Origin of the sequence: Furfurilactobacillus rossiae, from assembly GCF_013394005.1 — a bacterium.
Classification (GTDB): Bacteria; Bacillota; Bacilli; order Lactobacillales; family Lactobacillaceae; genus Furfurilactobacillus; species Furfurilactobacillus rossiae.
Genome location: NZ_CP040586.1, coordinates 378,299 through 403,241, shown reverse-complemented (window position 1 = coordinate 403,241; position 24,943 = coordinate 378,299). Strand labels below are relative to the sequence as shown.

Here is a 24,943-nt window from a genome sequence, read left to right as displayed (position 1 = left end):
AAAATCACCTATCTAGATTGTCTATTTAAAAGTACAAACCGACGATTGTACCAGTCAAAACGGAAGCCAGTGTTGCACCGAGAAGTAGCTTCATTGAGAACTTCGCCACATAGGCGCCTTGTTCTTCGCTAATGGACTTGATTGAACCAGTGATGATCCCAACTGTACCAAAATTTGCAAATGACACAAGATAAGCAGAAATAATGGCCGTTGCTTTCGCACTCAAACTGGCTGTCATGCCATGCAATGTGCCCATGGCCACGAATTCGTTGGTGATTAACTTTGTTGCCATCAAACTACCAACTTTAATAATGTCATGACTTGGCACACCCATTAAGAACGCAACCGGTGCGAACACATACCCAATAAGTGTCGTAAAGCTGACGTTAAATAGAGCTAAGAACGTGTTATTTAGGAAGGTAACCAACGCTACAAACCCAATTAGCATTGCGCCAACAGTGATTGCTAGTTGAAAACCGTCAACAATGTAATTACCCAAAACCTGGAAGAATGGTTCTTTGTTTCCTTTGGAAATTTGAACGAGTTCATCGTTTGATTCCGTCTCATATGGATTCACAATACAAGAAATAATTAATGCTGATAAAATGTTCAAAAATACCGCAACCACAACGAATTTACCAGGCACCATCTTCATATATGATGCCAACATAGCAGCTGATACAGCACTCATGGCTGACGCACAAATGGTGTACAAGCGTTGTTCGTTTAACTTCGGAATTTGATCTTTAACAGTTAGAAATACTTCTGGTTGGCCCAAAATAGCGGTGGAAACGGCAAAGTAACTTTCAAGTTCGCCCATTCCGGCAACCTTGTTCAATGCCCAACCAGTCCACTTAATAATGAATGGCAATACCTTAATGTAATTCAAAATGCCGACTAAAGCGGAAATAAAGACGATCGGCATCAAAACGTTGAGGAAGAAAACGGAACCGCCGGGTTTGATAACTAATCCGCCAAAGACGAAATTAACCCCACCGGCGGCTTGAACCATTAGCCAGTTAAAGAATGACGAAATTCCAGCTAATGTTTTGACCCCACCTGATGTATGCAAGCATAAAAAAGAAATAATTAACTGCAATGCAAACAAAATGCCAATTGATTTATACCGAATTTTTCTACGGTTGCTACTAATTAGCCAACCAATTCCAAACACAAGTGCTAACCCGGTTAATAAGAACACAAAGTTCATAATCTCCGACTACCCTTCTATGTTTTATTGTTTTCCGTACGAGGCCAATAGTGTTTCAGCCGCATCGACAGTAACTTCGCGTGGTGTATTACCTGCAAAGCGTTCGTGTGCAACGGCCTCTGCGTTAGTTGCCAACTCTTCGTGGCTAATCTTGTAATCACTAAATGGATGCAGACCAAGAATCTGGTCACGGAAGTCTTTATAAGTCCGTTCCGCAATTAGCGTTGTCTGTTCCTCAGGTGCATTTTCAGGATAAACAGCACCTAAAATCTGGCCAATTTCTCTGACCTTATGTGGCATAACGGGGCCAACAAAACGAAGGACACCAGGCAAAGCATATGCGACGGCTTCACCGTGAACGATGTGATATTTAGATCCCAACACATGTGCCATCGAATGGCCAACGTTGGTACCTGCATTATTTAACATCCAACCTGCCAAAGTTGCGGCTACCATAACCCGTTCACGAGCTTCTCGATCAGCACCGTTTTTAACCGCTCGTGGCAAGTAGTTATATAAAAGGAACATAATTTTCTCACAAATGGCATCCGTTACCGGTGAAGCCAATTTAGACAGATATCCTTCTGCAGCGTGAGAGAAAGCATCTAATCCTGTAGCAATTGTCATGTTTTTAGGTAATGACAATAATAAATCAGGATTCAGGACTGCGTATTCACTAACCGCATCATCTGCCAGAATTGCCAGCTTTTGTTTGCTTGCTTCGTCAGTAACAACCAGTGCGTTAGACATCTCGCTACCTGTCCCAGATGTCGTCGGCACGGCAATCAGCCCTGGACAAGGTTTGATTGCCGCTTGTGGATCTACATAATCTGATATTTTTCCACCATTTACGCGAACAATGTTGATACCGCGGGCAACATCAATCGAGCTGCCACCTCCAATTGCGATGATGCTGTCTGCCTTATGCTCTTTAAAAGCCGTTACGCCGGCATCGACAACACTAGTCGGCGGATCCGAAACAACCTTATCGAACACTGCATATTCAATACCATTTGCTTTTAACTCCGTTTGAACATCCTGAACAATCTCAACCTGCGATAGAAAATGGTCCATAACAAACAGGGGACGTTGATAATTTTCCGTTTTCATAATTTCTAACAATGTTTCGTCAAGGTGGTCTGTGCTGACAACTTTAACTTTTTGAAGTAACTTAAAGTCCATCTTTTATTAAGTCCTTTCCATAAATACTCTTTTTTGGATCAATTCACTCAATGCTTGAATAGTCGGTCCAGTAGTCAACGCTGTGACAATCGTGATGATGCCAAACTTGCCACCCATCAAAAAACCTGCAAGCATTAAGCAAACATCAAATGTCATTTTGCTACGCCGCATGCTCCAGCCCGTTTTATCTCGAATGGTCAACATAAATCCATTAAATGGATCAACACCTATATCGGCAGCTACAAACAAGCTAATCCCGATGTAATACAGGATGATTCCTGTTGCACCGCCAGCTAAACGGGTAATTAGTGCGTCATTTGTAAATATATGTGGATATAGATGCGAGCCGATCGTAATAAACATGCCATACGGTACTAAATACATGACAGTACCAACATTTACGTAATGACGGCCAACAAGAAACAGCAGCAAAATCAGAAAAATGTTTAACACATTGGAAACCATTCCTAGTTGAACTCGTGGAATGTGAAAAGCAGCCCGCAAGCCATCGTAAATAATTCCGACTGGGTCATTACCTAATCGCGTGTTGTTATTAAATGCCACGCCGATGCAAACCAGAAAAATGCCAACTAGCGCAATAACTGTTTTTTTAACGGTAAGTCGATTTTTTGTCACGCAATCCTTCCCTTAATTTCCTTAGAATTTTAACGTTAGTTTACAGTCCCAATTCCTTGGCAGCAGCGTCAGCATTCTCACAGAAGGCACGAACTTTGTCGATATCCTTTTCCATGTTGCCGCCTTCATACTTAATACTTGTCTTCGTTAATGAATCAACACCGTATGGCCGAATTTTCTTAATCGCATCAGCCACGTTATCAGGTCCAAGGCCACCAGCTTCAATAACTGGCACATTAACGGCTTTAACAATCCGTGCATCAATATCCCAATCATGCGTTTGACCGCTTGCACCAATACCAGTGTCATGTGCAAGCCCAGAGTCTAGCAAAATGTAATCAACGAACGGTTCAAACTTCTTGGCACGGTCAATGGCTGATTCATTATCAACCAATACGGCCTGCATCAACTTTGTATGTGGCGCAACATCTTTTAACCGTTTAGCAAACGTTTCGTCTGCTGCATACCCGTCACCCGCAATGTGTAAGATGTCAGGCTGAATTTCTTCACCGAGCTTCAGCATTTCTTCAGGATCATTTGTAAGCATGATTGCAACAGAGGTAACGCCACGACGCTTGGCCTCATCAAAGATCTTGCGAACACGGTCTAGTGGTACGCGATGTGCGGGAACACCACCATTTTGCATTGGAACCAAACCAATATTGTCCGCGCCGGCGTCCATTGTCTTAACACTTTCGTCATACTGAATTAGGGAATAAATTTGTTTAATCATTACTTTTGCCTCCGTTAATTTGCAATTGTGTCACTCATTATTTTTTGTTGAACCAGTTTTGGTGTGATATCGGGAACAGATTTATCACTCTCTAAAGCGATACTTGAAGCGGCCTGTGCAATTCGTCCAATTTCATGTAGCGGGCGATCAGGTTCGTCAAAGTAACTCCAGGTTATGGCCGCCATTCCGCAATCGCCAGCCCCATTCGCATTAACAATCGTTGTTTTAAAGGGTTTAACAAACGCCATATCATCTTTATTCGCACATAAAATTCCTTGTGCCCCCATCGAGATGAAAATATTTGCAATACCTTTATCAAGCAAAACTTCTGCAGCACGTTTGGCCGTATTCAAATCCGTTATTTTAACGCCAGATAGCAACGATGCTTCTAATGCATTGGGTTTTAAAACCGTCATTTTATCCAAAATGCCATCAAAATGAGGTGCTTTAATCGTTGACACAGTGTCGCCAAACAATGGGGCTGTCACGTGCGTACCGATCCAATTCAGCGTAGAAGGATCAAGGTTGGCATCTAATAGGCAAATCGTGGCGTCGTTAATAAAATCTAATCTCTGTTTTAAAAACTCCGGTGTGATCTGCTTACAAATATCCATATCATTCACACCAACAAGCATGTCACCCGTTTCATCCGTAATGTACATGTAGGTAGATGAACGCTGATGCGCTAGCTGTTCTGCATAGTCTAGATGAATATGATTATTCTCACAGGATGTCTTTAGTAATTGACCATTGTAGTCATCACCATATACGGTAATTAAGTACGTTGGTACTTCCAAATGAGCCAAATTTTGTGCAATGTTTTGGCCAACCCCGCCAACCGACATTCCGACTATTCCTGGGTTTGAATCTCGATCAACGACTTTGTCACTTGGCATGCCAAAAATATCCATGTTCATGCCACCGATTACAACAACATAATCGTCAGGTGAAACAGCTTGTGAATAATTCATCATAATTGTTCTCCTTAATTTGAATTCACCCTTTACTGACATTTGTTTATGCGCATAAACATTTGACACCTTAGAATTTATACCCTTTGTCTCGCGCTGTCAACAAAAATAGTTACCGCTTTCATGGTTTGAACTGACAAACCCTTTGTACATATATAGTTAGCAGTTTCATTTATTTTTTAATTCACAAGGATTCATTTGGCTAATAATCAACAATCATAAGTCGCCGTTTTCGAGCAAACAAAAAAGGCCTTGCATTTTTCCTGCAAGGTCTTCATCTATCAATTTTTTTATTCAAACAGTTCATGACGCTTAATTTCAAGCGTTCTGTGGGTCAGATTTTCATTCACCGCCTGAATACTCTCCATGCTAAGATATGCAGCTGCGTTGGCCAACTGACCACTATCTTCAAATGACATTTCATTTTTATGTGCCCATACTAATGCCGCCGTTGCAGCTGCTCCGGCTCCATTAGTATTACGTTGATTAATTTTTTGCTCAGGATAAAATAACTGATGACGCTCATCTTGATAAAGCATACCCACTTCATCAATATATAAAAACACGTTATTAACGCCTTTATCTATTATTCGCTGAGCCGCTTGAATCGCTGTGTGCTTGTCAGTGGCCTCAATCCCAGATAAAGTCTTTGACTCAACCGCGTTCAAAACAAGCGTATTTAAACAACCGATGCCTTTTAACAATCTGCCAGCTTTGGTGACTGAAACTGCCTTGGCAAACATCGGTCGTTGGCAATGATCATACAACCACTCAATGGTTTGTTGTGGAAGGTTCGAATCAATAACAACTGACGTTGAATTGTTAATCATATCTTCACGATCTTCCAAAAACTCAGGTGTAATTCGATCGTTGATACTCATGTCGTCAAGGCCGACCACGCGATCACCGCCAGGCTGGTTGACATATAAGTAAGTCGACGAATTGGTATCAGCAAACTGTTTGGAATATGTAATATCCATATCATTTGCCAGCGCGTCTGCCTTAAATTGTTCACCATTGTTATCATCGCCGTAGACAGAAATAAAGTAGTTTTGAATACCAAGTTTCCGCAAATTTAATGCGATATTTCTGCCAAGTCCTCCAACCGCATAGTAAACATGTCCGGCATTGGAACTCTTATCGACCACGTTTTCATCGGCAACACCAAAGATGTCCATATTTATTCCACCAATAACTGTCACATAACTCGGTGGTGTCACAATGTAGCCTTTGCCACGCAAATAACCTTTTTTCATCAAATTGGAAATATGAGCTGCCACACCTGACCGAGTGATACCTGCTAATTCTGCCAGTTCATTTTGGCTTATCATTGGATTTTGTTTAATCCAGGATAAAATTTGTTCTTCTCGATCTGTCATGATTACCTCAGTTCTGCCACCATTGGTCAAAGCTCTTTAAAAACTTTCGCATTGCCCGACCACGATGACTGATTGCGTCTTTTTCCTCGCTGGTCATTTCACCAAACGTCCGTGACTCGCCATCAGGTTGGAACAAACAATCGTAACCAAAGGCCTCACTCCCACGTGGTGCATCAACTATTTGCCCCTTAACCTCACCAGTAACTTCCAAGACATTTCCATCTGGCTTAACGGCATAAATCGTCGTATGAAATGTTGCCGCACGGTTTAACACACTATTTAGCTTATTTAACAGTTTTTCACGATTTGCCTTATCATCATGATATCCTGCATATCGAGCAGAATGAACGCCAGGCTCACCATTTAATGCCTCAACCATTAGTCCTGAATCATCGGCTAACACCGGTAATTTAAAATGTTCCATGATAGTAGTAGCCTTAATTTTAGCGTTTTGAGCAAATGTTGTTCCATTCTCAACAATGTCAGGAACATTTTCCAGATCCTTAAGTGTGATGACATCTACACCTATCCCAGTCGGTAACATCTCTCGATATTCTTTCGCCTTATTCTGGTTTCCAGTCGCAATCACTAACTTTGTCATGTCAAACTCCTTTAATCCAAATATTGCATCACTTCATCCAACGTGCGTACCTCATGCATCGGTCGTTCACTACCAGTGGGTTTGCGACCATCACGATTGACCCAAATACAATTCCAGCCAAGCTCTGCGCAAGGTACGACATCACTGCCATAACCTTGAGCAATGTGAATGTGATTGTCGTCATTGAAATGATAACGCTGTTCAATCGCCTTGAAGAACTTCAAATCCGGTTTGTAGGCATGCACATCTTCGGCGGTCCAAACGTCAAATGGCACTTGCAGGGTCTTGGCATTAAACGGAATGATGTCCCACGATGAATTGGACATCATGACAAGCCTGTAGCCACGTTCAACGAAGGTTTGCAGTATTTCAATGACCTCGGGGAATGGCGTCAACTCTCGATGAGCTTGAAGAACTTCTACATAATAGCGTTCAAACTGATGCTCCAGTCCAAACTGATAGTCGAGATGGATTAGATTGTTACGGGTCAACAAGTCGTAGTCAATATATGGATGCATGTTGTTGCGGTCATCCTGATAACTAATGAAACGTTGTCGCGCCAGCTTCTGATCAACACCAATCTGAGCTGCCAGCCGTTCAATTTCATTATAGGTACCGTCTTCGTTTAATAACGTCCCATAGCAATCAAACGTTAACACATTCGTCATTAGTTTTCTCCCACCCACGCGAATTCATTATTGTTAAGATTCGCAAATTATTATCAGTTTATCATGTTTTGTTACCTAGCTGTGATTCAATTATTGAAAATGCAAAAGCAAAGCGCAGCCCTCACCTTGCTACCAGTGCGGACCGCGCTTAAATTTTAGTTTATCCAATCGGTGAAATGGTAATGTCCGTCGGAATGATATGTGCTTCATTCGTGTAAATTCGAACACCATCTTGCTCTTTAGCATAGCGATCTAACGTTATCCCTAAAAGTTGTTCCAAGTTATCATATTCATAAATTTCGTCGCGCGAATTCATGACGCGGCAAACGGTATTGGTTAGCTGACCTTGGTCGTTATTCATGAAGATGTTTAAACAGGCCTCTGTGCCATCCGCCGTGAAGTATTGTTCCGTCGCCAGTGCATGATTGCGATGAAAGGTTTGTGTGCGCGAAAGAAAGCCACGACAATCATAAGTATCAATCGAGGTCACGTTTCCGACACGATCAACGTGTTCAACCTTCTCGACTTGTTCACCACTCTTGGGATAGTAACTGATGCGTGCCAGTATGGCATCAGCATCCTCGACTTTCGCCCGATTCTCTCCATCCGGCGTAACCGAATAAACTGGTGGGACCTTTGTCAACTGTTCACTAGTTAACTTTTTTTGCGGTACGTGAACAGCTTGCTGCAGTAAATTAAAGACGCTTAGCACGCGGTTTGGTTTGATGTCTGCCTTGGCCAAAATTCTAGCTAGTTCAGGCGTGTACTGCGTAATCAAAAGTTGGGCGTCTGGATGACTCGGCAGGAAGAGCTTGTACTGATCCACAGCTTCTTTTACAACATCTGCATCTTGGCTAACTAGTCGATTATCCAATAAAAAGTCCATGATCTACCCCTCCTTGTCGGCAACTTTAGAGTTTGCGTCAATCAGTAACTGAACCCAAGCATTCCAAACGGGCTCAGCCCCGAAACGGCCGGCACTGGCGTAGGCTGCATCACTATATTCTTGCAGCCGAACAGGATTTTTAAGCATTTTGACGAGTCGGTCTGCCATTTGATGCCAATTGCCTAAATCAACCAACCGGCCATTCTTGCCATTTTCAATAATTTCTGCAGGGCCATAATTAACATCATAAGCTAAACCAACAACACCATGTGAAACGGCCTCCAGTAACGCTAAGTCAAAGCCCTCCATTCGGCTGGTCAAACCAAATATCTGCGCAGAATTATAGACCGGTGTCAGATTAGGAACGTAACCCTTTAGCGTCACTACATCGCCCATATCCAGCTCTTTAATGAGCTTTTTTATCTTTTTGGGTTCCGCAAAATTGTCTTCGGAGTTCTCATAACCATAAATATCTAGTGTGACATTATCAACCGATTCGCGGGCCTGATGAACAGCTTTAATCAAATCATCCAGCCGTTTTTCGTTGGCAATTCGTGCCACAGCAATCACTTTACCAGGTGTCCGTTCAGCCATCGGCACGTGAGGAATCGACAATGTCGCTGCTGGAACAATTCCAACTGGAATCGTGAATACAGGAATCTTCGGTTTAAAGCGATCTTTTACAGCTTGTGTCTGTTTCTGAGTCGCTGTTACGATGGCGTCCCAATCCTGAAGATTATGCAGAGCATACGCATAATTGTAATTCAGTGCTGCATGCGCTGGATCATTAGCGTCAACCGTTTGTGAATTATGTAAGTGCAGGACTTTATACGCTTTGGCAGTCATATGACTGATCGACCAATCGTCGATCATCGTGCGGTCAGAAATGAAGACGCTGACCTGCGGATCGTGCTTAGCAACTTCGTCTAGGTAAAAACGCAAGAATGTTTTCATCCCGTCGAAATCGTAATCATGGCCTTGGTAATCGAGCAAAGTATAGCGGCTATCAACTTCATTCCCGCCCGCGTCATTCTTTAAATACCGAATGATGGCTGGCGACCCGTCCAAATGTAGGTAACGTTCCATATCCACCTTGTTGTCCTGTGAATAATACTGCTCCATCGTTTTAAAGCCACGACAGTCGTACTGGTCAACACGGTACAAATTACCGAAACGGTCAAACAGCTGAACGTTACTAACTTGTTGGGTACCAGCAAACAAACTGACGCGACGGTATAATTGGCCATTTTGAAGAACGTAAAAGCGACCCTCGTCCTCATGCCACTGAATATCTAAACCTTCATGATTAGCAGGAAAACGTAAATCATTCATCGTTAGCGGCTGTGATGCGGCAGCCAAAGCGCCCTGAAAGTAGTCAAACATATTCATACTTTCAGCATCACTAACTTGAGCTTCATTAAGGTTCCAATGTAACCGCGGACTATAATCACGTGTCAGCAGTCGTGCGGCCATCCCGTGGTCACGAAATAGTGCGAGCCGTTTTAACTCGGCATGCTCAATCCCTGATTTCTTCTCCGGCATTGAAAAATCAACGAAATAAATCATCTTGTCACTCCCTCGTTTCCGATAATTGCTCTACCCTTATTTAACCACTTTCGTATTCCCAAGAGTTAGCACTAACGCCTGTGTTTTCGTGAATCTTCTGACGTTGTGCCGCCTAAAGTCACCGTTCCGTGGCGACAGATATCAGCCCTCTAAAACTCGAAATCTTCTACTTCAATTCTGAGCTGAAATGCACATCTCAGAAGTTGTCCCACGGTGTTGTCTCAATGTTGGCAACCGTAAGCGGACTCTACCATTAATAGTATTGTTTAAGTCAAAGTTCCATGCTGTTAAATACAAATTCGCGTTTACTGGGTGGGGGGACCCATTAAACGCGAATCGATTAGGGGATATTTAAGGCGGCTTCATTTGAACGGGTGAAACCGCCCAGATTAACTAGATTAATCACCACTTAGCTAACCTTAGGAATATAAATTCTAGTTTTAATAGTCGCTGCCTTCGCCTTTTCGTTTGTCACACCGGATGGATCTAAAACCATGATGTGCATATCGCGTTTCAGCTGTTTGAGGATGGCCTGATGAACAGATTCGTCACTAACAATCATATTGTTAACTGGTGAATCATCAGCAACAAGCTGCTCAATCAACGCCTTGTTATCAACAGTCGTAATAAGTGGAATCAATTCAAAACGACGATCATCATCATTCAGCAACTGCTCAAAGTACGGTGTTTCGGTGTCAATAATCAGCGCATCTTCTGGCCGGGTTAAGGCGTGTGCTTTGATCCACCAAGCGTAATAATCATCCTCCGTTTCAAACGTCCGTTCAACAGTCTTGCCAGCATCCGTCGTTTGAACAACCACGTGATCTTCAAAAAACACTTTTTCCAAAGCAACACTGTGATCGGGACGATAATAAATTTCCGAAGCAGCGTGTTTGGCATCCCGTGGGTCAACGTATTGCGTTGCGACTAAAACGTTTTGCTGGTCATAAATGGCCATCTTGAACAACTTGTCATTTTGGAAGTATTTTACGCTTTCAAGTGACCGGTCTGCCCGGTATTGCAATGTAACACTTTGTTTGCCACTAGCCGAGCGAATCATTTCAGGTTGTTCCTCGGTACCAGCATTTACTTGCCAGTCCTGACTTTGGTCCAGTGGTAAGGCAACATCGGCATGTTGTTGCGTACCAGCGTCACGCTGAAAGTCTAAGTATGGATTAATAACACGCCCTGCATGATGTACAACACCTGAATGCTGATAACTGTCCCAAATTTCGCTCAGTTCACGATTAAAGTCAGTCGTCAGCACATCAAAATGGGCGTCAGTCTTATCGAATAGATGATCAATAATCTCCAATCCGTTTTGCTCACTAAGCTGGTTAAGCGGAATCAACGTATTGGAATAGAAAACGTAGTGATGTGATGGATCAAATTGAAAGTTATCAATGAGCTTTGTTGAGCTGAAGTAAAACTTCATCAGGTCAGTTAACTGCTGAAACTGTTCTGCTAAGTTGGCCTTTTCTCGCTTGGCCGCTTTTAGTTTATCGTCATCGGAAGTTAATTTATCCTGCTGTTGACTCAACTGCTTGTCGATTGCAGCCAGTTGTTTCTGTAAATCCGCGGTCGCATCATCATTGCTGCTGGCCTGCTCTTGAACTGAAACCTGTTTATTCAAAGCAGCAACAACTTTTTCTTGCTTAACAATATCCTGATTCATGCCGTCTTCAGCTTGTTCTAGCTCATGATCGTGCACATTGATATCTGAAATTTGTTTGCGTTTGGCATCGATCTCTTCCATTAAAGAATTTAAATTACCTTGTTGACCAAGCTCGTTAAGTAGCTTGTGTTCCTGCTTGTCTAAGCGTTCACGTTGCTTGGCAATCTGGACAGATTGAGCCTTCATCTTGGCTAAAATAGTCGATTGTTCCGCAAACCTCTGTTTGGTCTCGTTCAACGATGCAGCCAGTTGTTGCTGCTTGGCGGCAACCTTATTGCGACGATCCTGTAGTTGAGAAAAGACCTCAAAGTCAGCATCGCGTTGCTTCGCCAACTTGTCATAATCATGATTGACAGTCCGCGATTGCGCGCGAAGGTAATCCTTTTCGGTTAGAAGCTGCGAGCGCAGTTCATTGCGTGCATCCCCATACTGCTGATTAAGCTGATTCACATGCTTTTCAAGTTGCTCACGCTTAGTGGTTAACTTTTCGTATGCATCCTCACTAGCGACAGGGTTCGGAACTGATACAGGTTCGTTCTTTTTAACATCTGCTGGTTCAACCGTCGCCGTGGAATGAATGACTGCCTGAGCAGTCGACATTTGCTGCTTCTGCGATTCCGCCGGTGCAGTTGCCGGTGCTGCTGAATCAGTCACCTTTTTACCATGTCCAAATAATTTCATAAGCTATCTCCCCCAACTCGCTTGATGAAAAGTACGATTCAAACGTTCTGTAAATTCGCTTTTTGTATCAAACGCCTTAGTAGACGTTAACGATGTCACCGCATTGACGTTTGAACACCTTGACTTACCGCCATCTATTCAAGAGGCTTTGTCAGAAAGTCTCCTCAATAGATGGCGGGAAGCCAAATTGCTTTCCGTCATCTTAAATACATGTTTACTTACTACTTTTGTTCATTTGTGTCCGAATTATCAACTTCGTGCTTGCGACGTTTGCCAAGCAACATTGCTGAACCAGCAGCTAACGTTGCTACACCAAGTAATCCCATAACACCAGCCGATGATTCATTGGTATCCGGTAATGTGTTAGCGGCAGCAGTTGCCTTGTTTTCAGTAACGTTGGCGTCCTTCTTAGCAGTTGTTTGAACATCCTGCTTGGCAGAAGGTGTTGCAAGTGTTGTCGTCTTAGCGTCAGAGGCCGTTTGAACCGTTGCGTTGCCTAGTGGTTGTGCAACAGCTGAGTGGGCTGTGACCACGCCAGCTTTTTCAGCAACCGGCGCAGCCGTCTTCGTCCCGGCAGGTTGTTGAGCAGCGCTGGACCCGTTAGCTTGAACACCATTGACGCCCGATGTGCCGTTGGTTCCACTGATGCCATTAGCACCTGCAGTACCATTTGTACCGGCTACGCCATTTGTGCCATTGGCACCTACAGTGCCGTTAGTGCCATTAGTGCCATTAGCACCTGCAGTACCATTCGTACCGGCTACACCATTTGTGCCATTGGTGCCATTGGTTCCGTTAGCGCCGTTTGAACCGTCTGTACCAGCCGTTCCATTGGTGCCATTAGTTCCGTTGACGCCTGCTGAGCCGTCTGTACCGTTAGTTCCTGCTGTGCCGTTAGTGCCATTCGAGCCATCAGACCCATTAGTCGTACCAGTTGATCCTGAACCGGCGGAAGTCGTGTTGTCGTAGTAGTCCTTTGGATCTACGGTTGTTTCCCGTGCATCTACCAAGGACCTGAATAGCTTAACTTGGCCAGTTGGGTCAACAGTCGTGGCAATATCGCCCTTGTTAGGACCTGCAACAGTAACACTGCCATCTGGATCAACTGTGACAGCTTGACCATTTAAAGTTGCAGTTCCACCAGCAGCTGGAAATACCTGTGTACCAACTACTTTCCCTGCGGCATCAGTGGCCGTAGCGGTCGTGGTGCCATCAGAATTCTTAGCAAACGTAACGTTTGTGCCACTTGGATTGCTGATTGTTGAGCCAGTTACCTTGTTTTCTGGATCGCGATTGATTGTTACCGTCCCAGCTGGTGTTGTCTTCACTTCTGTTGAACTACCATCCGGTTTCTTGGTAACGACATCAATCACTTTGCCCGAAGCATCAGTAGTTGTCGTCGTTGTCGAACCATCTGAATTGTGCGTAACCGTTGGTTCAGGGGTAGTTCCTGTTGAACCAGTGCTACCATCTGATCCTGTTGTCCCTGTTGAACCAGTGCTACCGTCTGATCCTGTTGTACCTGTTGATCCAGTAGTTCCAGTCGAGCCAGTGCTACCGTCTGATCCTGTTGTACCCGTCGAACCAGCGCTGTCACTGCCTGCAGCAGAAGTGTGATCGTAGTAATTCTTAGGATCTACGGAAACGCCAGTGGCATCAACTAGTGCCCGTGATAATGTAACCGTGCCTTTCGGATCAACATTTGTATTAATACTGTCAGCAGCTGGACCGCCGACGGTCATAGTACCATCGCTACCAATTGTTGCAGTCTTGCCACCGACCGTAACTGTTCCACCCTTAGCAGGAATTGTGGCAGTTCCAGTAACTTTCCCCGTTGGATCGGTTGTCGTTGCTGTTATTGTGCCGTCACTATTCTTAACGAGCGCAACCTTACCACCATTGCGATCAGCAACTGTTGCACCAGTGACATTGCCGTCCGCGTCCTTATCAACAATTGTGTAACTCCCATCGTTGTTGAAATGCTTGTCCGTGGAAGTACCATCACTGTTCTTCGTTGCAACATCGGTGATGTTACCATTGACGCCCTTAGTCGTCGTGGTGACTGCCCCGGTCTTCGGATCCTTAGTAACCGTTGTGCTGGTACCATCACTATTCTGAGTCGTCTGACTATCTGTGGCGGGCGTTCCTGTCGTTTCGGTATTAGTTACTTTACCGCTTGGATCCTTGGTAACAACTTGACTCGTACCATCACTGTTTGGCGTCGTAGTAGTGGATGAACCATCCGAGCCCGTTTGAACGGTAGATGTCGTATTACCCTGAGGATCCTTATTAACGGTTTCAGTACCACCATCTGAGGTTGGCGTGGTTGTTGCTGTATTACCGCTTGGATCCTTAACAGTCGTTGAAGTGGTGTTGCCATTTGGATCTTTGGTAACCGTCTGTGTACCGCCATCTGAAGTTGGTGTCGTTGTTGAGGTGTTTCCATACGGATCTTTGGTCGTTGTAGATGTCTCATGACCAGTTGGATCAGTCGTAACTGTCTTCGTGCCACCATCTGAGGTTGGTGTAGTAACTGAGACATTCCCCGCTGGATCCTTGATTGTGGTTGACGTAGTATTACCGTTTGGATCCTTCTCAACCGTCTTCGTGCCGCCATCTGAGGTTGGCGTGGTCGTAGATGTGTTACCCTTCGGATCCGTTGTGGTCGTGGATGTTACCTTACCAGTTGGGTCCTTAGTAACCGTTTGCGAACCACCATCTGAGGTTGGTGTAGTTTCAACGGTTGATCCATCAGAGTTCTTGACGTTTGTCGAAGTAACGTTACCATTTGGATCTTTAGTGACTGTCTGGCTGCCACCATTGGCTGTTGGCGTTGTCGTCTCAGTTGCACCCGAGGTCGTGGTATCAACAGTCGAGATTACCTTGCCATTCGGATCTTTGTTAACCGTTGTGCTGGTGCCATCCGAATTAGGTGTCGTCGTGCTGGTGTTGCCAAACGGATCTTTAGTGACAGTTGAGATAACGTTGCCCTTTGAATCCGTAGTTTGTGTCTTTGTGCCGCCATCTGAGGTTGGCGTTACCGTTGTCACTTCTCCAGTTGTCGGATTGGTCGTTACTTTAGACGTAACATTTCCGTTAGCATCCTTGTCAACTGTCGAAATTGTCTTACCACTTGGATCAGTCGTGACAGCTACTGTTGAACCATCACTACCAACCGTTGTAGTAGTCGTCTCACCAGTTGGTTTCTTAACTGACGTGCTAGTCGTCTTACCACTTGGATCAATGTTCGTGGTCGTCACAGTTCCATCTGAACCCGTTTCAGTGACAACCTTGCTACCATCGGAACTCGTTTGTGTCGTGGAAACAACCTTTCCGGATGGATCCTTAGTAGTTGCTGTAGTAGAGCCATCGGAGTTCTTAACAGTCGTGGTTGTGTCACCATTAGGCAATGTTGTAGTTGTGCTACCATCTGAACCAGTTGTGGTCGACCCTGTGTTGCCGCTATTACCGCCGGTCGTTGTGGTAGAAATGACCTTACCACTAGCGTCTTTCTTCACTACAGTGTCGGTGCCATCACTGTTTGGTGTGGTAGTCGTCGAACTACCGTCCTTGCCAGTAACCGTTGTTGCAGTTGCCTTGCCGGTGGCGTCTTTAGTAACAACCGTTGTGCTACCATCGCTAGCAGGCGTAGTGACTGTTGAACTGCCATCAGGTCTCTTTTCTGTTGTTGAAACAACAGTACCTTGAGGATTCTTGGCCGTAATTGTTGTGCTGCCATCTGAACCAATAGTTGTCGTCGTAGTATTACCGGCTGGATCCTTGATCGTTGTTGAGATCGTCTTACCAGATGGATCCACAGTGGTTGTCGTTGTTGAACCATCTGAGCCAGTCGTTGCTGTGACTTTATTACCATTCGGATCAGTTGTTGCTTTAGAAACAACGTTGCCGTTAGCATCCTTTGTAACAGTTGACAGCGTGTCGCCATTTGCATTCTTGGTGACCACAACGCTACCACCATCACTCGTTGGCGTCGTTGTAACCGTTCCACCATCACTCGTCGGAACTACAGTGGATGTAACCTTGCCGTTGGCATCCTTTGTAACGGTCGACAATGTCTTACCAGATGGATCCTTAAAGACCGTCTGACTGCTACCATCACTCATTGGCGTCGTTGTTGCTGTGTTACCAAACGGATCAGTTGTCGTAGTCGAAATTACTTTTCCAGAAGCATCCTTGTTTACGCTAGTAGATGACCCGTCTGAATTTGGCGTTGTTGTGACACTTGTGCCGTCAGCATTCTTCTTGGTCTCGGATACTAACTTACCCTGAGGATCACGTTGCGTAGTAGTCTTTGAACCATCACTGTTTGGAATGACTGTCGTCGTGCTACCATCAGATCCAGTCGTTGTTGTCGATACCGTCTTACCAGCTGCATCCGTCACAACTGTTGTGCTGGAACCGTCACTATTTGGCGTCGTTGTTGCTGATGTTACGACTTTACCAGCCTTGTCCTTATTAACGGTGGTACTTGAGCCATCGGAATTTGGCGTCGTTGTGCTTGAACTGCCATCAGCATTAGTCTTAACTGTAGAAATGGTCTTCCCGTCTTTATCAGTAGTGACAGCCGTTGTCGAGCCATCACTGTTTAATGTTGTCGTTACTTTGTTACCGTTAGCATCCGTACCAGTCGTACCACCAGTACTTGGCTTCATCGTTGTGTAAGCTGTATTAGCAGTATCGTAACTCGTTGAGGCCGCGGTGACGCTATCGTTTGCAGCTTTCAAGTTGGCTGCCGCTTTAGCAGCAGCATCACTGGCAGCGGCAGCATTTGATTGTGCGTTGGCTGGTGCGCCAGCTACGTTTGCAGCAGACTGAACATCGCTGGCAGCACTGGCAGCGGCCTTGGTAGCCGTGTCAGCGGCTGATGCTTTTGTCTTAGCGTCAGATAAAGCTGCACTAGCTGCGCTTAATGCTGCACTGGCAGCACTTTGATTGCCAGCCGCAATTGCGGAAGTAGCTGCAGATGTCTGTGCACTAGCCGTTGAAGCCGCTGCACTAACAGCAGCAGTTGCTGCGTTTGCCTTAGCTGCTAGGTAACTTGCTTGAACTGCTTGTGCGGCATTAGCTGCTTCAGCAGCAGCAGTTTGAGCAGCGGCAGCATTCCGTGTTGCTTCTTGAGCTGCGGATGTCGCCGTTTGTGCAATTGCCTTAGATTCTGTTGTGTTAGCGGCCGTCGCTGCGGACTGAGCCGCGCTAGCAGATAGTGAAGCAGCTTTCGCTTCATTAGCAGCCCGCGTTGCATTGGCAGCTGCCTGAGCAGCTAATTCTTGGGCTTGCGTTGCTTTAACCGCAGCGGTTAACAAATTGTCACTTGCATCAGAGCCTTTGGCGGCCAAATCATTGGCCGCAGATGCTGCCAGACTAGCTGCACCGGCAGCGTCCTTAGAAGCCGTTGCGCCACTAGTGGCGAGCGTTGCATCGCTGTTGGCATTAGCAGCCATTGAAGTTGCATCACTAGCAGCATTGTTTGTCGTAGTCGCAGCGGTGACAAACTGAAGAGCACTTGTTGCATCTAACAATGCATTTGTTGCGCTAGTAATTTGATCAGCTGTGGCTGCCGAGTTCTGATCCACTGCGTGTGCTTGATCCAAAGCCGTTTGTAGATTACTCCAACTGGTTGGCGTGTACTTTGAAGCATTGCTTGCTAGTGGAGCTGCGGTAATAGCAGCTTCAAGTCCTGACTTAGACAGCGTGATTGCTGTCATCGCAGCATCCAACTTTTTGAGTGTCTCATTAACCGTTGTCTGTGTCGCTGTCTTATCGGCAGTTACTGTTTTCGCATCACTCAGTGCACCTGCAAGCGTTGACCACTGAACATCAGTGGTGTTGGGATAGGTCCCTTGCTGTTGTGAAACTGTGTCTGCAGTTGCGATTGCAGTATTCAATGCGTCTTTATTGGCTTCAACATAGATTGGGTCGGAAACGTTCGTATTCAAATTAGTCAGCTGCACCCCAGTCGGTTGCACTGCGTTGTTTCCTGAAACAATTCCAACTGAAACGTGCGCTGTTGCTTCAACATACTTCCCAGCTGTTAAAGGCGTCCCAACTTGAGTTGTCCAAGTACCGTCTTTAGCAACCTGAGTTGTCGTTTGCGCGTTAACCGAGCCATCTGGGTTATAAACGGTAACACTAACGGTGTAAACGTTTAAATCATTAGCCGATGGTTTGTTCATTGTGGTGGATGTCGCAGCCTCAGACGACGTCGTTGTGGCCTTAATTAAGCTTGAAATTGTACCAGAAATAGTGCTTGAACCAACCTTGATATCACTTGAATTAACATAAACAAATGGCGTCTGTGCCATTGGGACACTAGCCATCGCATAGCCAATCGTCCCCTTGGAAACAATACCAGTTGTCATATTCACACGTTGCAATTGACCCGTGACAAGGTCTCCTGTGTTTACTGTTGTTCCTGTAACTGTTGTACCGATTCGATTTCCGAAACTAGCAACAAAAGTGCCATCGGTATTGATTGTCGCAGTAGTTTGCGCTCCAGTAGTTTGATCAGTAAAGACTACTTGATAAATATCACCAGGCATGTCCGTTGAATGATCAATGGAAACCTTGCCGGTAATTGTGTTAGTTCCTTGAACAATTTCAGATGTTAGATCATTAATTGTAAACTGTGGAACCGCTTGTTGAACCAATATGGTCGATGTCTGTCCATCACTACCCGGAACAATTAGTTTGGCAATTCCGCCAGCTGCCGATCCTGTATAGTCCGGTTGATCACTACCAGGTGTTAAGGCGCCATTTGTATCCGTGTTGAATACATTACGCAATTTTGTAGACGAACCGCTAACTGAACTTGCCAATGCACCGGCAATGAATGATGAAAATGTGACATCGTTAAGAGACTGATCACCTGTAAATCTTGGTAGGTATTGTTTGGTCTCCGTAGCCCATTTCGGAACATCAACCTGGAAGTAATATTGAACTTGAACTTTGTTAGAACCGCCTAAAATTCCGTTCAACTCTTTTGTAATAATTGTTAAAACTGGACGACCAGTGGCATCAAAGCTTAATTGAATTTTGAAGTCACCACTTGCAAGTGCACCAGCTTGTTGTGCACCTTTAGAATCAGTGTATGGTAACAAACCTATCACTTTATCTGCCGATACATCTCCCCATATATCAACACCCGTTCCGATATCTGCCACTTTTACAGCTAGGAGGTACGTCTGAAGTGAATAGCCAACGTCAACATACTTTTGCCAATCTGCCGTCTTGAAAAATGGCGTCAATGAAATCGGTAATGTTATTGTCGATGTCACACTAGGATTATAGTTTGCACCAAGTCCAAACACTGCAGCACCACCAAAACTAACTTTATTATCATTGGTTAGGCCAACTGTATCCCAGCCGCCTTGAAGGCCAAGTCCTCCAGCTTTAGGCAGGGTGGTGCCGCCACTTGTAATTGTGTCAGCACCCACATTCGACTTTGGAATTGTGTGAGCCAGATTGCCTTGATAGAATGTCAGATTAGTTGCTGCCTTTTGCATTGCGACTGCATCTAAACTAGCAGAATCGAGAAGCTTTTTTGCCACTGCCAGTGCAGCGACAAAGTTTTGATATGTGTCAACTGAATACTCTTCTGATGTTGCATTGAGTGCAATTGCAGTGCTAGTGGCCGCACTCAGATTGGCCTTTGCCGCAGAGTTAGTTGCATCGCTTGGTTGAGCTGCCCAAATTGCGTTTCGTAAATTGGCTGCAACACTTTGTAAATCAGTTGCAGTTGAGTCATCATTTAAAGCTTGTTTACCACTTTCAGCCGCACTAGTGACGTTTCCATATCCCTGTGAAACATAATCGCCGTTATTCATATTAGCTGCTACATTGATCAAATTATTCAAATCATCACGGGCTGTATCTGCTGTAGTCATAAGCCCGCTAATTGCATCCTGAATAACTTTTGTGGCTGCAATAAGTTGATCTGGGGTAGCACTATTTTTAACAGCATTACTACTGTTTAAGTAAGTGCTGGCAGTCGCAATTGCGGCAATTAAGTTGTTAGTAGTTTCTGGGCTGTATGCTTCTGTATAGGTAATGTTGGTGACACTGTTTCCGTTCGAATCCTTTGTTACACTTTCACTCTTTTGAAGAATTTGATTTCCACCTGCAATGGCATCACTCAATACCGCACTCACCGTCTGCTTACCGACAAGTTCAGCATAACTTTGATGCAAATTGTACATTGCTGTACTAATCTGGTCCGGTGTTGCCGCACCATTGTTCATAACAGCCTTAGCGTATACATATGCGCTCGCAAATGTATCCCAGCTAGACTGTGTGTATTGTGCGTATGCATAGTTATCATTTGTAGCACTGGATGTCTGATATGTCCCATAAGTAAGACCAGTAGTATTCAACGCTACTTGCAACTGTGATAAAGACCCTGATGGAATTAGTGACACCTGTGCTGCCTTCAAATTTGTCAAACTGGATTGAATATCTTGTGCAGATGACTTATTCGTTAATTGCGCAGCTGCAGATTCTGCTACCTTTAAATTTTGCAAAGATTCAATTGTGTATGAACCGGGCTCGTTAATGGCCTCATTCGCAATTTCAATTTGACTACTTAGTTGTGTAAATAACACAGTAGATTTATTAGCTTCCAAATTAGCTGTCGCGTCGAGTAATTGTTTATTCAAAACCGAGAAGGTACTCCCAGTCGTAAACTTATCCGCTGCCGCAGACTGTGCTGCTGACAGTGCATGTAAATATCCTTGCCAAGATTCCGTAGTGTATGCCGCTGAATCGGTAACTGGATATTTACTTTGGTCGTCGGCAATAACGCTTGTAATTGTGTCATAACCTTTACCGCCTAAATTGGTCACCAAGTTATCAATAGCAGATTGTAATTGTTCTTCTGCTGCTTTCAGTGCAACTTTGGCAGAAGATGATGTCAGCATGCTCGTATTAGCAATTGCAGTACGTAATCCTGCATAAGTAGCACTAGTGTAATTACCCGGAACAACGGCGTTCGCAGCAGCTAATACCTTGCTGTAATCAGTCCACGCTTGGTTAGCAGCCGCACTGGTTGTTGCTGCAGAAGTAGCTGCCGAGCTAGTAGCAGCACTGGTAACTGTTGCATCCTTTTGCGTAATTTCTTGTGGAGTGCCAGTTTCAGCAAATGCCGCTAAGGCTGCTGACTTAGCATCGGCAACCTGTTGACTAGTCGCATTGTCTGGTAAAGCGGTCACCTGTTTAGTCGGCGCTGTAGAAGCCGCTGATGTTTGTGATGCTGCTGTTGATGTATTTGTTGCTGTAGATGCAGGTGCTACCGACGACTGTTCAGTCTGACTTGTTATCGATGTGGCAGTTGTCGATGTCCTTGCATCCTTGGATTGACTTGTCTGATCAGTCTTTACCTGACTTGTTACTGACGCTGGTGCAGTTGACGTTTGAGCATCCTTTGCAACACTTGTCACAGAGGCAGGCGCCGTTGATCCTTGAACATCATTCGTAGCACTTGTTACGGAGGCAGGTGACGTGGATGTCTGAACATCCTTCACCTGACTAGTTGTCGAGGTAGCTGCAGTCGATGTTTGTGCTTCACTTGCTTGACTCGTCACAGATGTCGGTGCAGTTGATGTTTGTGCGGTCTGTGTTTTGCTTGCTACAGAGCTAGGTGCAGTTGACGCTTGTGAATTCGTCGTTTGCGCAGAAGCTGTGCCGGTCTTTACGGAAGACTGACTTGCAGCCGCAGAAGCAGGTGCAACAGAAGTTGCTGCAGCACTTGCTGTGGTATTTGTTTGTGTAACACTCGTTGAAAATTCCAACGGTGCATTCGTTTGCTTAGTTGCATCTGCTTGTGGATCAGCAGCAGCGCTACCATTACTGCTGGTTGCATCGGCCTTTGCGACTTGTTCACCACCGGCTAAGAGTCCGCCGAACGTAAAAACAGTAATGCCGGCAAACAACCACTGCTTGCCCGCCTTATACATTTTATAGTGTTCTTTCGTACTTGTTATTGTGTCTGCAATCTCTTCATTCTTACGTGACATTTTCAACAACCCCCCTGAAATTAAACACTGATAAAGTAACTAAAAAATAAATATGGATAAAATCAATCTGTAATTGGGTTCAAATAATATATAGATTTTTATTAACTATGTTTATTAACGTTATATCCCATTGCTTGTTTACCCCATGTACTATTGACTATACGTGACCCGCCTTTTTTTCATTAACATTCATCCCCTTGATTGATTTCAAACAGAGTGTAGCACGCAAATGGTCTACTTGTACAACTATAATTTATGCCGAAAACACTATATTAATAAACACGTATGTACAATTGGTATACCAATAATATTGTGTGCTATCTAAATCAGTTGTGCACCATGTAATTACGAATTTAAGTCACTTAATTAACTTATTTTAAAATCGGTTTAGTACCCTGACTAGATTATTTGCTAAAGTGTCTTAATTTTTTAACTATTATTGGATCACTTTCAAATAAACACACTAACCATTCGATTAAAATATGGACAATATCAAACTTTCAGTACTAAATAAATAATCCGACAAAAAGGAGCACTCACAATGAGTACTCCTTTTAAAAACCACTATTGGCATCATTCAAACTATCCTACTTTAGGAATATAAATCCGTGTCTTAACCTTCTTTTCCTTCGGCTCTGGCGCTACCATGCCTGTTGGATCGACAACCTGAATGTGCATGTCACGATTCAGGCGTTTGAGCAACGATTGGTGAACCTGCTCGTTACTGACCAACACATTATTGATTGGTGAGTCATCTGCGATGATTGCTTCTATAAGTGATACATCGGCAGTGGAACTGATCAGTGGTACCAATTCAAATTTACGAGCGCAGTCATTCAGCAATTGTTTAAAGAATGGTGCTTCAGTGCCGATGATCAAAGAATCTTGACTCCGTGTCAAAGCGTGTGAGATCAGCCACCATTCGTAGAAGGACGCTTCAGTATCAAAGGCGTGTTCGACAATTTTGGCATCCTCTGTGGACTGAACCACCACATGATCTGGGAAGTAGACCTTTTCCAACGCAACACTGTGGTCGGGTCGGTAGTAAATTTCCGAAGCAGCTTTAGTTGCGTCGTGCGGATCGGCGTACTGAGTAGCCAACAAAACATTTTGTGCGTCATAAATTGCCATCTTATAAAGTTGCTTATCTTGATAATACATAACACTCGATAATGACCGATCGGTACGATACTGCAGTGTGACCACTTGAGAACCGGTTTTAGACTTGATTTTTTCCGGCTGTTCGCGTGTTCCTTCCTCCACCTGCCACTCTTGCGCTTGATCCAGTGGCAAGACAACGTCCGTTTGATGTGCCTGATGGTGACCATCATGTTGCATAGCTAAGTATGGATTTATCAAATCGTGTGCATGTCGCAAAATTCCCTGACTTTGATAAGTGGCCCAAATTGAACCTAACTCACGGTTGAAATCAGTCGTCAGGATATCATATTTTGTACGCGTATTATCGAAGAGCTGGTCGATGCGTTGCAAACTGAATTCGCCATTAAGCTGGCCTAGTGGTAACAACGTATTAGAATACAGAACATAATGACGTTTGGGATCAAAGTTATACGTATCAATAACCTTAGTAGAGTTGAAGTAAAACTTCATTCGGTCTGCCAGCTCATCAAAACTCTGACTCAAAACATTCTTTTGTGAGCGTAGTTCGCCAAGTTTTTCATCGTCCTTAGACAGTTGCTTGTGTTTATCTGACAACTGGGTCGTCAACACTTCAACCTGATGTTTCAGATCAATAATCTGTTGATTGTCAGCGGCCTGCTGCGCTGCTAATTGAATCTGATGGTGAAGTTTATCAATTGTGGCTTGCTCCTGAGCAGCACTCGTGTTTAAACCACTCAAAGTCAGCTTGAGATCATGGTCTTGTGCATTAATTGCAGTAATCTGTTGCCGTTTGTCATTAATGACAGACATCATGTCCGTCAAGTTTGACTGCGTGTTAATCGCACCAATCAATGCGTGTTCTTGGTCACTCAATGACTGCCGTTCTTTTTTAACCGTGGCAAGCTGAGCCTGTAGCATCCGCAATGTCCGATCATGCTTCTCACAAGACTGCTGCAGTTCCTGACGATGTGCATCATTTTGCTTGATTTGTGCCAACAAGACCGTTCGTTTTGCCTGTAATTTCCCAAACATCTCAAAATGATCCTTGCGCTGTTCGCTGGCAACTTCATATAAACGATTAACACGACGGGATTGTGACCGTAACAAGTCCTTTTCAGTCAACAGCTTGGAGCGCAAGTGACCACGCGCAGTCCCATATTGTTCATTCAGCTGATCCACTTGTTGTTCAAGTTGTTGCCGTTCTTCAATCGCAACTTCCAATGATTGTGCATCGTCGTGGTTAATTTCATCGGTCACAACATCCTGTTTGTCATCTTGACCATCGCGGAGCTGGGCCGTTGTGTGGATCACCGTCTTTGTTGCCGCAACAGACTGTTGGCTTGCCGCTGAATTGGAAACCTTCGTTTTAGAAGGCGATACATGACGATGTGCTGACGCCGTAGTTTGTCTTTTCCCACCAAACAACTTCATGAAACCCTACCCCCAGTCTATCTTTTAAAAGTCCATCTCGTTGTTTTGTTAAAAAGCTGTTATTTAACTTACTCTTAGTTAATCCTCGATGAGTATTGCGTCATCTATTCAAGGGACTTTCAACAGAAAATCCCCTCAATAGGTGACGGGAAACATTTGTGCTTCCCATCATCT

13 protein-coding genes are annotated in these 24,943 nt (G+C 44.5%); all 13 read right to left on the bottom strand.

Annotation, left to right across the window (positions count from 1 at the left end; translation table 11 throughout):
* Positions 1-25: 25 nt before the first annotated feature.
* Positions 26-1,210: a NupC/NupG family nucleoside CNT transporter gene (locus LROSL1_RS01835; RefSeq protein WP_161003469.1), complete on the bottom strand. Its 1,185-nt coding sequence runs from the start codon at positions 1,208-1,210 to the stop codon at positions 26-28.
* A gap of 24 nt (positions 1,211-1,234) precedes the next feature.
* Complete coding sequence (locus LROSL1_RS01830) at positions 1,235-2,392, bottom strand: iron-containing alcohol dehydrogenase (RefSeq protein WP_178913547.1); 1,158 nt, start codon at positions 2,390-2,392, stop codon at positions 1,235-1,237.
* 6 nt (positions 2,393-2,398) lie between these two features.
* Entirely contained in the window at positions 2,399-3,028 is a 630-nt protein-coding gene (locus LROSL1_RS01825; protein ID WP_178913546.1) for a YczE/YyaS/YitT family protein, read from the bottom strand.
* A 40-nt stretch (positions 3,029-3,068) separates the two neighbouring features.
* Positions 3,069-3,761 (bottom strand): phosphoribosylanthranilate isomerase, encoded by a 693-nt coding sequence (locus LROSL1_RS01820; RefSeq protein WP_178913545.1) that lies wholly within the window; start codon positions 3,759-3,761, stop codon positions 3,069-3,071.
* A gap of 14 nt (positions 3,762-3,775) precedes the next feature.
* Positions 3,776-4,735 (bottom strand): PfkB family carbohydrate kinase, encoded by a 960-nt coding sequence (locus tag LROSL1_RS01815; protein ID WP_178913544.1) that lies wholly within the window; start codon positions 4,733-4,735, stop codon positions 3,776-3,778.
* Between the two features lie 287 nt (positions 4,736-5,022).
* Positions 5,023-6,111, bottom strand: a complete 1,089-nt coding sequence (locus LROSL1_RS01810; RefSeq protein WP_178913543.1) for a PfkB family carbohydrate kinase — start codon at positions 6,109-6,111, stop codon at positions 5,023-5,025.
* Between the two features lie 7 nt (positions 6,112-6,118).
* Positions 6,119-6,712 (bottom strand): RdgB/HAM1 family non-canonical purine NTP pyrophosphatase, encoded by a 594-nt coding sequence (gene rdgB, locus LROSL1_RS01805; RefSeq protein WP_178913542.1) that lies wholly within the window; start codon positions 6,710-6,712, stop codon positions 6,119-6,121.
* An 11-nt stretch (positions 6,713-6,723) separates the two neighbouring features.
* The gene (locus LROSL1_RS01800; protein ID WP_178913541.1) at positions 6,724-7,380 is read right to left on the bottom strand and encodes an HAD family hydrolase; all 657 of its coding nucleotides are present in this window, start codon (positions 7,378-7,380) and stop codon (positions 6,724-6,726) included.
* Between the two features lie 160 nt (positions 7,381-7,540).
* Positions 7,541-8,266 (bottom strand): glycosyltransferase family protein, encoded by a 726-nt coding sequence (locus LROSL1_RS01795; RefSeq protein ID WP_178913540.1) that lies wholly within the window; start codon positions 8,264-8,266, stop codon positions 7,541-7,543.
* A 3-nt stretch (positions 8,267-8,269) separates the two neighbouring features.
* Positions 8,270-9,832 (bottom strand): accessory Sec system glycosyltransferase Asp1, encoded by a 1,563-nt coding sequence (gene asp1 / locus LROSL1_RS01790; protein ID WP_178913539.1) that lies wholly within the window; start codon positions 9,830-9,832, stop codon positions 8,270-8,272.
* A 409-nt stretch (positions 9,833-10,241) separates the two neighbouring features.
* Positions 10,242-12,188 carry a hypothetical protein gene (locus LROSL1_RS01785; protein ID WP_178913538.1) on the bottom strand — a complete coding sequence of 649 codons (1,947 nt, stop codon included), beginning with the start codon at positions 12,186-12,188 and terminating at the stop codon, positions 10,242-10,244.
* 221 nt (positions 12,189-12,409) lie between these two features.
* Entirely contained in the window at positions 12,410-22,216 is a 9,807-nt protein-coding gene (locus LROSL1_RS01780; protein ID WP_178913537.1) for a KxYKxGKxW signal peptide domain-containing protein, read from the bottom strand.
* A 582-nt stretch (positions 22,217-22,798) separates the two neighbouring features.
* A complete protein-coding gene (locus tag LROSL1_RS01775) occupies positions 22,799-24,769 on the bottom strand; it encodes a hypothetical protein (RefSeq protein ID WP_178913536.1) in 1,971 nt (656 codons plus the stop codon).
* Positions 24,770-24,943: the final 174 nt, after the last annotated feature.